Annotated in this window: 10 protein-coding genes; 1 reads left to right on the top strand and 9 read right to left on the bottom strand. The window is 35.0% G+C overall.

What is annotated here, in order from left to right:
* From BKH43_RS08170 to BKH43_RS08130, 9 genes are all read right to left on the bottom strand, one after another.
* Window positions 1-370, bottom strand: a 370-nt coding sequence (locus BKH43_RS08170) for a cache domain-containing protein (RefSeq protein WP_172402358.1), incomplete at its 3' end; no start/stop codon positions are given.
* Complete coding sequence (locus BKH43_RS08165; protein WP_095230442.1) at window positions 370-672, bottom strand: hypothetical protein; 303 nt, start codon at window positions 670-672, stop codon at window positions 370-372. The genes BKH43_RS08165 and BKH43_RS08170, both read right to left, overlap by 1 nt.
* A 297-nt stretch (window positions 673-969) precedes the next feature.
* Window positions 970-2,184, bottom strand: coding sequence for a sodium/glutamate symporter (locus tag BKH43_RS08160; RefSeq protein ID WP_095230440.1), 1,215 nt, complete (start codon window positions 2,182-2,184; stop codon window positions 970-972).
* Between the two features lie 258 nt (window positions 2,185-2,442).
* Window positions 2,443-3,039: a YigZ family protein gene (locus tag BKH43_RS08155; protein WP_095230438.1), complete on the bottom strand. Its 597-nt coding sequence runs from the start codon at window positions 3,037-3,039 to the stop codon at window positions 2,443-2,445.
* Between the two features lie 81 nt (window positions 3,040-3,120).
* Window positions 3,121-3,804 (bottom strand): META domain-containing protein, encoded by a 684-nt coding sequence (locus tag BKH43_RS08150; RefSeq protein WP_095230436.1) that lies wholly within the window; start codon window positions 3,802-3,804, stop codon window positions 3,121-3,123.
* A gap of 893 nt (window positions 3,805-4,697) precedes the next feature.
* Window positions 4,698-5,909 (bottom strand): argininosuccinate synthase, encoded by a 1,212-nt coding sequence (locus tag BKH43_RS08145; protein WP_095230434.1) that lies wholly within the window; start codon window positions 5,907-5,909, stop codon window positions 4,698-4,700.
* Between the two features lie 30 nt (window positions 5,910-5,939).
* Window positions 5,940-6,911 (bottom strand): magnesium/cobalt transporter CorA, encoded by a 972-nt coding sequence (corA, locus tag BKH43_RS08140; RefSeq protein ID WP_095230432.1) that lies wholly within the window; start codon window positions 6,909-6,911, stop codon window positions 5,940-5,942.
* A gap of 24 nt (window positions 6,912-6,935) precedes the next feature.
* Window positions 6,936-8,147: a phosphoglycerate kinase gene (locus BKH43_RS08135; RefSeq protein ID WP_095230430.1), complete on the bottom strand. Its 1,212-nt coding sequence runs from the start codon at window positions 8,145-8,147 to the stop codon at window positions 6,936-6,938.
* Window positions 8,148-8,253: 106 nt separating this feature from the next.
* Window positions 8,254-9,558, bottom strand: a complete 1,305-nt coding sequence (locus BKH43_RS08130; protein WP_095230428.1) for a hypothetical protein — start codon at window positions 9,556-9,558, stop codon at window positions 8,254-8,256.
* On the opposite strand from BKH43_RS08130, the gene BKH43_RS08545 reads away from it, so the two are divergent.
* Window positions 9,537-9,695, top strand: a complete 159-nt coding sequence (locus BKH43_RS08545) for a hypothetical protein (RefSeq protein WP_172402357.1) — start codon at window positions 9,537-9,539, stop codon at window positions 9,693-9,695. The two genes, BKH43_RS08130 and BKH43_RS08545, sit on opposite strands and share 22 nt — an antisense overlap.
* Window positions 9,696-9,736 lie beyond the last annotated feature (41 nt).

Raw genomic sequence — 9,736 nt, 5'->3', positions numbered from 1 at the left:
TTAGTGAACATACTAAAAGGATAATAAAAGTAATGATTAGATTAGTCCAAAAAGAATAGAGCATTTTGGATTTGATGGGATCCATAAGTGTGCTTAGATGATGGGATAAGTCATCGGTGTAGACGCCTGTTGAAAGCCATAGTCCATCAGTGTTTGGTATCATCACCGCATATGCAACTTTTTCAGTTTGAACTTCTGAACCATCGCTTTGATGTTTTGCCCACATGTAATGTAAAAAACCACCCCCATTTTTAGCTAACTCATTCAATCTTGCAAATAAATAAACACCATTAGGATCTTTTAAGTCTTTTAGGTCTTTGCCTATAAGACTAGCGTTTGGCTGTACAACAGGAACAGTCCCTTTTATCACTACAAAGTAATTATTTGGGTCAGGTTTACCCCCCCCCCCCCGATAAGTCTTATATCACTCACTGCCTTTCTGATAATGGCAAATTGATCTTGTTCATTTAATCCTTTCACTATATTCCCTAAAGCAACTGCCATGGAATCTGTTTCAGACTTTAAAGTCTTATTGGTGTTATGATAATAGGTGCCTGTAAGGCCATCTTCAAAAAGCTCTATCTGGTGTTTGTTATTAAAGAAAAATAGTACAAAAACTATAATAAAAACCAAAAATATAAACGACATAAAAGATACAAGCTTTAACTTCATAGATTAGCTCCCTTTGTGTATTTTTAATAATCCAAAAATTAGGTTAAGTTAATTTTTCTTATGGATTTAAGAAGCATCATTTTAACCACAAATCAAAGCTAAATAGATAAAAAATAATATAAAAATAACCATTTATTAATTTTTATACTATAGAGGCTTTTATATGGGGTGAAAGAAACTGCCTTAGCGCACTTTAATTTCTAGTAAAACAAAACTTCTTTACAAAAAAAATGGCATAAGCATTTCTGCTTATTTATTTCCATTTCTTTATCAGCGCAAAACATACTAAAAGAAAGTCTAAAGCATATCTTGTGCTATGTTTAAAAAGCCTGTGATGATTACTGCATTAGTTATATTGCTAACAAAACCGCCAATAACTGGCACGACAAAAAAGGCTATATGAGAGTAATGGTAGCGATTACAAACTGCAGTCATGGTAGCCATAGACACGGGCACAGCACCAAGTCCAAAGCCAGAGTGCCCTACTGAGATAATGGCAGAATCATAGTTTTTACCACAGGCCCTAAAAGTGATGTAGTAGCAAAAAAGCCAAACTAAAACAAGTTGGAGGACTAAGATAGTCATTAGTGGTAAGGCAAGCTCTGCTAACTGCCAAAGCTTCATAGTTACAATAGAAAGAGACACAAAGATAGAAAGTGAGATGTTGCCCACTATGTCTATGCTTTGATAAAGCTCATTATGATCGCCTCTTATCGTATCAAGGATTAAACGTAAGATGATTCCACCAAACATAGACATAACATGTATAGGCAAGTTTATACCAGGAAGCAAAATTTTGCTTAGTAAAAAGAGGCTTTGACCTATACCACAAGCTAAAAGCAAGATAAAAACTGCGTGATGTGCACGTTTGCTATTAACTAAGGCTTTTATCGTGTTATTAGTGCCACCATCTTCTTTGATCGCAGTTGAAGTTTTATTTAGCCCATATTTTTGCACTAGTCTATTACCTAGTGGACCTCCCATGATACAACCAGCTATAAGACCAAAAGTGGCTGCAGCTATGGCTACTTCAAGTGCTCCAGTGCCTCCCATGCTTTCAGCTAAAGGCCCAAAACTAGCAGCATTTCCATGTCCACCAGTTAAAGGAACTGAGCCTGCCATTAATGCCACTAGTGGATTCATCCCCATAAAAGTTCCAACTCCTAGGGCTAAAACATTTTGTAAGAAGGCTAAAAGAGCAGCAAGGATGGCAAAAATTATAATTAGCTTGCCTCCTTTTTTAATAAAACTTAGACTTGCCCCCATGCCAGTTGCAGCAAAAAAGACGTTATAAAAAAAACTATTCATAACTGTGTAGTCAAACTTAAAGCTTAGTACTCCAGTGCTAAAAAGTATAGTAGTAACTATGGCAAATATAGTCCCACCAACTACAGGAGAGGGTATGCAGTAGCGCCTAAATATACTAAATCTTTTAAGCATAAAGTCCCCAAAGTAAATAGAAACTACTGCTACTGCTAAAGTCTGAAACATCCCCACTTCTAAATGTGTCATTAAACTACCTTTTTGTAATAAAAATTTGAGCTAGATATAACTAAGATACAAAAAAAGTGAATAAAAATCAACATTAAGTAAGATTATGTAGCACAAATACTAAGATATAGAAGTAATTAATACTACAAAATAAAAGATTTATAGCTTTTTTTAATCTTTCCTTCTTGAAGTTAAGATTTTAAAAAGCTTGCATAAAGACTATTTTTTATGAGATATAGTGCCTAAGATATAGACTGCAAATTAAGATTCTATAAAACTCTAAAGTCTCATAAAAGCCTTATAGTCTTGCATAAAAGATTCTAAATTTGCCTTAGGGGCTTTTAGCACTAAAGAGACACTACCTCCTTCAAACTCGCTTTCAAAAGTTACTTGATGCTTATTTAAAAGATGAGTAACTTTGTTAAAATAGCTTATATTAACTACTAGCTCTAGTTTTTCTAAGGGTTCAAATTTGATAGTAGAAAGCGCTGCAAGATTATCATTTAAACTAGTACTATAAGCCCTTACTAGCCCGCCAACTCCAAGCTTTATCCCTCCAAAGTATCTAACACAAAAGGCTACTACATTAACTAAGTCTTTACCCCTAAGCACGCTTAATAAGGGCTCACCAGCACTACCTTTAGGCTCACCATCATCACTACTTCCTTCAACTATATGCACATCATAGAATCTAAAAGCATTAACTACATGGCTTGCTTTTTTATGGCTTGCTTTTAACTCCAAGGTTAGCTTTTTAACCTCATCAAGATGTTGTAGTGGATAAATAAGGCTTATAAACTTTGAACCCTTAACTTCAAGCGTGTTTTCATAGAAGTTAGGTTTAAAAGAATCTGGCTTAAAGTCAAGTGTGTTCATATGTGCGCCTTTAAAGTTAAGTCCTACTTTAAAGTATACTTTTCTAAAGGCTAGTAGTGCAAGAGGGTTTGCTTAAGATAGCTACTTAAGATAGATCTGTAAGCGCCCATTATCTAAGATGTAACCTTTACCCTTACCTAGTACTTTTACTGTATAGATTCCATCCATGTACTGTATGAGATTACTTTCAAAACTTTGAACTTCGCTAGGAAAACAAATCTTGCGTGTACTTGCTATGCCGGAGATGACTATACGACCAGAATCTTGCCACGCGTAACGACCTGTGTACTCATTACATCCTGTGCTGCCATGCAAGATATTTTCAGCTCTATTTAAAGAAAAAGTAGCCTTTAAGATGATTTGAGATAGGACTTTATCACTTGTTGGCTTAGTGTTTGTTGCTGTTTGACCACTAGCTGCAGCACTTTCTTCTTGTGCTCTAAGTTGCAGTTTTTCAAACTCACTTTGGGCTGAGTTATCATTAGCTTTTGGAGTGGCTAAGTTTTGATTAGTGCTTTGAGTTTGCGTAGTTTCTTGCTTGCTATCCTGCAGGGCTATATTTTGCTTATCTGCAAGCCTAAGCTTTGCTTCTTTTGCTAACTCTTGGGGGGAGAGGTAGGTCTCATTATCTATAACTATCTTTTCTATCTGATAGTTATTAGCCCTAAAACTTCCCTGCACACCGAAGAAATAGCAGCCTGCTAGAACTAAAGGAGCAAGCATAGCAAGGCTTAAAATTTTGATTATCCCTATATATTTTTTCATTAAACTGCCCTGTAACTTTTTAAAAACTAACTTTACACACTATTGGATGTAATACTTTTTTTGTTCGCAAATATACTTATAAAATGCTATAAACCTAATCCAAAAGTATAAAATAAAAATCCTAAAGTCTAGTAGGTTTTATGTAGGTAATATTTAAATATGTGACATTACTTTACATAATGTTTTGTTTTGATTTGGTATTAAATAATTTTAAAAGCATATTAACTTTCGTTATCTTTTTTGGAATAGGATTTCAAAGTCCTTTATGGACTGCACCTTGCGACTACCCCTCCTTCGCAGGGTGCGTTTTTCTTCTCCTTTTTTGTTTTGTAATATTGAGCTTAACCCTTCTTTTTAAGAAGGGTTTGTTTGTTGCTTTTTACCTCCTAGAATCTTAAAATCATTAGTTACATAAAAACTCATTTAACATTAGATATTAATAACATAAAATTCATTTTGCTGTATTAGATGTAGTAAGTTTAAAGGCTAAGGGTGATTATTAAAAACTAGTATTCAAGCAGTAAATTTAGATAGTAAAAATATGATCTTATATCATAGGCAGTATTACTCTTTTTCCAAGATTGACTAAATCTTTATTCTAGCAGTTTCTTTTTCTTGCCCATATGTTTTCTTTTAATAAAAAAGGGTTTATCCCCTCCTAACTCCCCGCAAAACCCTTAAAAAAAGTATTTTTAGCGTAGGCCAAGGGGAGGGCCTTGGCACATTAGTACATAACAGATTGCAAAGATTATAAGAAAAAGTAATCTTGCCTATAAAAACGATGATTCATGTAAAGTAGTTTCTCTAGAGCTTGTTTATGAGAACTATAAACAAGAAATTGCCGTGGCTTTCTTAATAAAAGCCACAAAATGGGAGGATATGATACTTTAAAACTATCTTTTTTTATTAGCGATGATAAAGCGAAGGGCGTTAAGTTTTATAAAACCTGCTGCATCTTTTTGGTTATAAACGCTATCTTCTTCAAAGGTTGAGTAAGCTGCATCAAAAAGAGAGTTTGGAGACTTTCTGCCTTCAACTATGACATTACCCTTATATAAGCTTAGCTTAACTGTGCCGCTAACTTTTTGCTGTGTGTAGTCAATAAGTGCTTGCAAGGCCTTTCTTTCCGGACTAAACCAGTAGCCATTATAAATCAAGCTTGCATAGCGTGGCATAAGTTCATCTTTTAAGTGGGCTTCTTCTCTATCTAAAGTTATAGATTCTATAGCACGGTGGGCTTTTAGATAGATAGTTCCGCCCGGGGTTTCATAGCAACCACGTGACTTCATACCAACATAGCGGTTTTCTACAAGATCTAGCCTTCCTATGCCGTGCTTGCTACCTAGTGCGTTTAGCTTTTCCCAAAACTTATCTGGGCTAAGTTTTTCGCCATTTATTGCCACACCATCACCTTTTTCAAACTCTATAGTTACATCTTCTGGAGTATCTGGTGCATCAAGTAAGCTCTTAGTCCATCGCCACATAGAATCTTCTGGCCTTTGTGCCGGGTCTTCTAAAACTAGGCCTTCATAGCTTATATGAAGAAGGTTTGCATCCATGGAGTAAGGTGAAGCGTTAGGCTTTTTATCGATTTTTATCCCATGTTTTGCAGCATAAGCTAGTAGTTTTTCGCGGCTATTTAAGTCCCACTCACGCCAAGGCGCTATTATTTTTATATCTGGATTTAGCGCGTAGGCTGCTATCTCAAAACGCACTTGGTCATTGCCCTTACCCGTTGCGCCATGACTTATAGCATCTGCATTAGTTTCTTTTGCTATATCTATTAAGTATTTAGCTATCAAAGGACGTGCTATGCTAGTTCCTAGTAGATACTCACCTTCATAAATAGTATTAGCCCTAAACATAGGAAAGACAAAGTCGCGGATAAACTCTAACTTCAAGTCTTTTATAAAAATGTTTTCTGGTTTTATACCTAGACTTAAAGCCTTAGTCCTTGCTGGCTCTACTTCTTCTCCTTGACCGATATCAGCTGTAAAAGTTACTACCTCACAGCCATAAGTATCACTAAGCCACTTTAATATAACGCTTGTATCAAGCCCACCAGAATAGGCTAAAACTACTTTTTTAATCTCTTGTTTACTCACTTCTTTCTCCTTTTTTTAGTTGTTTAGATTCTAAAGCCAGCCTTTTTTCTTAAAGTATAAGATAGGCAAGATGGTTGAAACTATCATAACTACTACAGCTATAGGGTAGCCATAGGTATATTGAAGTTCAGGCATGTGCACAAAGTTCATACCATAAATCGTTCCTATTAAAGTAGGAGGCATCATAGCAACAGTTGCCACTGTAAATATTTTTATAATCTTGTTTTGTTCTATATTTATCTGACTAGATAGGATGTTTTGGTTGTTATCTAAAAAGTTTAGATTAGAGGTGTTAAACTCAACTATAGAGTTTAAGTCTTTTACGACTATTAAAAGATTATCTTTTATATCCCTATCTATCTTATCACTTTTAAGCAGGGCAGTTAAAACGCGTCTTTTATCAAACAAAGAATCCCTAACTCTCATATTTAGCTCTTGAAGCTCAGAAAGTGCACCTAGGATTTCATTATGACTATACTTGCTTTCAGAAAGTATTAAGATTCTAAGTTTTCTAGCTTCTTTATCTATCCACTCTAAAACATCAGCGTCTTTTTCAACCATAACTTCATAGATCTTATTTATAACATCAAAGCCATCTTCAAAGTTTTTTGGGCTTGCTAGAACTCTTGCTTGCATCTCTTCAAATATCTTTAGTTTGCTATAGCGTATAGTAAAAAGTATGTTTTTAAAAGTCATAAAAGTTATAGTCTCACTATCTAGCTCATGAGAATTGCTATCAGGAGATATAGCTTTTGCTAAAACATGAGTATTAATAGTTATAGTTGTGCTATCTTCCCAGTATCTTGCACTTAACTCTATTTCTTCTCTTTCTTCCTTGGTAGGGATATCTAGGTTAAAAGTTTTTGCTATATAAGCCACTTCTTGAGGGGTTGGAAAGAGCAAGTCTATCCAAAGTATATTTTCAGGCAATAACTCATCTTTTTGTATATCAAAAGATCTACTATTTACTAGGTTGTTATTTTTTGCATAGATTTTTAACATGCGCGCTACCTTCTTTGATAAAGCCTATTTTTTATCTAGCACTTCAAAGGCAGGTAAGATCTTGCCTTCTAACAACTCTAAAGATGCTCCACCACCTGTGGAGATAAAGCTTACATTTTCACTTTGACCAGCTCTGTTTATCGCATCTGCTGTATCTCCTCCACCTATGAGAGAGAAAGCGTAAGTATCACCTATAGTATTAGCCACATTAAAAGTACCACGTGAGAACTGAGAAGTTTCATAAACTCCTAAAGGACCATTCCAAATGATAGTTTGAGAATCTCTTATAACTTCATTAAAAAGCTTCACAGTAGCTGGGCCTATATCAGCTGCTTTTAGACCACTTGGTACATCTTGGGCAGGGGTGATTTTTATCTCGCTAGGATTTTTAATATCATTAGTAGCTACTACATCAACTGGCAAGTAGACTTTTACTCCTTTAGACCTAGCTAAATCTAGTATCTCTTTAGCAGTATCTACAAGATCGTTTTCTATAAAGCTTTCTTGCATGTCAAAACCTAAGGCACTTAAGAAAGTATTACTCATAGCACCACCTATTATTATCTTATCTACTAGGTCTAGTATGTACTTAAGTGCGCCAAGTTTGGAGCTAACTTTTGATCCTCCTACTATTAAAAGCAGTGGGCGAAGTGGGTTAGAAAAAGCTTTGGCAAAAGAATCTATCTCTTTTTTAAGCAAGATTCCAGCAACTTTTTCTTTAGCAAACTTAGCTACTCCATAAGTACTAGAGTGTGCCCTATGGCTTGTTCCAAAGGCGTCATTTATGTAAACATCACAAAGGGAGGCTAACTCACGAGAAAGACTATCTTCATTTTTTTCTTCTCTAGAATCAAAACGTATGTTTTCTAAAAGTATGATAGTGCCTTCTTTAGCATCTTTTTGAAGCTCTTTTGCTTGGGCTATGCTATCAGCAAAAAGAACTTGCTTATCTAGTAGTCTCTCACATCTTTTTAGTATGTGCTTTAAGCTAAGGCTTGCATCTTTTCCTTTAGGTCTCCCTAAGTGGCTTACTAAGACTATAGACTTAGCCTTTGCATCTATACAGTAATTAATCGTTGGCAGGGCTTCTTTCATCCTAGTGTCATCTGAGATATTAAACTCTAGGTCCATAGGCACGTTAAAATCAACTCTTATAAGTAGATTCTTATCTTTTAAGTCTATATCTCTTATGGATTTAGTTTGTTGCATCAATAAAACGCTAGCTGCTTGTTTCATAAAAACCTCCTAAGATTGACAATTTAAAATGATAACACATATGGGGCCTATGCACACTTAAGCCTTCATACTAAAAACTAAAAGAGGTTATAAAAAGCTTAGTTTGCTAAGAGTGTAGCTTTAAACGTAAAGCTTTAAGTCCTGAAGACCTATATATAAACCTAGCCATAAGATAAGATATATGATAGCTAGCTTTTATGCTTAATCCTATAAAGATTAGTATAGGCTTATAGCGTTTTAGCTTTTTTGTATCCATATTTAAAAGTAGTCTTTCATTGATACCTAAAATCTTGTCGTGCTTTAAAAAGTCTAGCTGCTTTATGATAAAAAAAGCATTTAGTGGGTCTTTGGCTTTTTGGTGGTAGTCTAATATAAGTAGTATCCTACCCTTTAGTATCAAACTTAGCATAGATTCTAAAGACTTTAAAGCTTCCTTGCTAAGCCCTTTAAACTTAAAAAGTACTAGATAGCTATCTAGGGCTGCAAAAAAATGGCAGTAGGTATTAAAGTAAGTTCTTATCTCAAAACCTTTTTTAAAGTAAGGACTTAGGTAGGTTAAAGAATCTGGAACAGTTATATTGGTGTTTTTTTGATAGTTACATATAGAATCTTCCCTTACTCTATAACCTATAAGATGCTCCTTAAGCGCCCTTATAAAGCTAGCTTTAGCAAGCAGTATCATCCCAAAGTTAAGATCTTCCATATCTAAAAATGGTGTAAAACGAAGGGCTATTTTATTTAAGTAAGCATTACTTATAAGGCCATGCCAACCAAAGTTTATCTGAGTTTTGTTCACGCTCTTATATGCTTCATCACCACTAAACTCTTTATCTTTAAAGCGCTTATAAAGCTGATTTGCAAAGTACTTAATAGCGATGTTACCTTTTACTTCTGGAGAGGTTCCATCTTTGAATATATAATAGTTATGAAGCACTACTTCAGTGTCTTTATCTACCACTTCCATGCAAGTTTGCACACACTCTTCACTCATATAATCATCACTATCAAAGTAGTGTATAAACTGCTTACTTGGCAAGTCTTGATTTAAAAAAGGCGTGATGTCTTTTAGTTTAAAGTTAAAAAAGCCTCTTGCATCATATTCAAAACACTCTAAAAGAGTTTGGCTAGGAAGTTTTGGAGTGATATTTAAAAAAGTATGTAAGGTTTGTTTTTTAAAGTAGTTTTCTAAGTTAGTAAGCCTTATAAGCTCTTTTTTAGTAAAGCTACCAGTAAGGTTTGTGTTTTTAAAACTATAGTTTTTAGTGCTACTTTTAATATTTTCTTGCGATAAGTCTATACCTTGTACAAAGTAGTTTTTATAGGTTATAAAAAGTAGATTAAAAGTTTTATAAAAGTTTAGACTAAAAGGAGCATTGCTAAAGATGGTCCTTGAATGAAAGCTGGCGCGCACGGATGGCTGGCGCGCACGGATGGCTGGCTGGCTGGCTGGCTGGCTGGCTGGCTGGCTGGCTGGCTGGCTGGCTGGCTGGCTGGCTGGCTGGCTGGCTGGCTGGCTGGCTGGCTATAAGTATAATTTGTATTAGCTAAATTTATAGAATCTAAAGTTATATATTTTTCTTTTTTAGATT

Origin of the sequence: Helicobacter sp. 13S00401-1, from assembly GCF_002272925.1 — a bacterium.
Lineage (GTDB): Bacteria > Campylobacterota > Campylobacteria > Campylobacterales > Helicobacteraceae > Helicobacter_I.
Note: the sequence above shows the minus strand (reverse complement) of the source record. Positions and strands in the feature narration are given on the sequence as shown.

Bases quoted from the DNA above. Each gene is read 5' to 3' on its own strand.
- BKH43_RS08165 (WP_095230442.1), bottom strand. From the start codon at position 672: ATGAAGTTAAAGCTTGTATCTTTTATGTCGTTTATATTTTTGGTTTTT.
- BKH43_RS08160 (WP_095230440.1), bottom strand. From the start codon at position 2,184: ATGACACATTTAGAAGTGGGGATGTTTCAGACTTTAGCAGTAGCAGTA.
- BKH43_RS08155 (WP_095230438.1), bottom strand. From the start codon at position 3,039: ATGAACACACTTGACTTTAAGCCAGATTCTTTTAAACCTAACTTCTAT.
- BKH43_RS08150 (WP_095230436.1), bottom strand. From the start codon at position 3,804: ATGAAAAAATATATAGGGATAATCAAAATTTTAAGCCTTGCTATGCTT.
- corA (WP_095230432.1), bottom strand. From the start codon at position 6,911: ATGTTAAAAATCTATGCAAAAAATAACAACCTAGTAAATAGTAGATCT.
- BKH43_RS08135 (WP_095230430.1), bottom strand. From the start codon at position 8,147: ATGAAACAAGCAGCTAGCGTTTTATTGATGCAACAAACTAAATCCATA.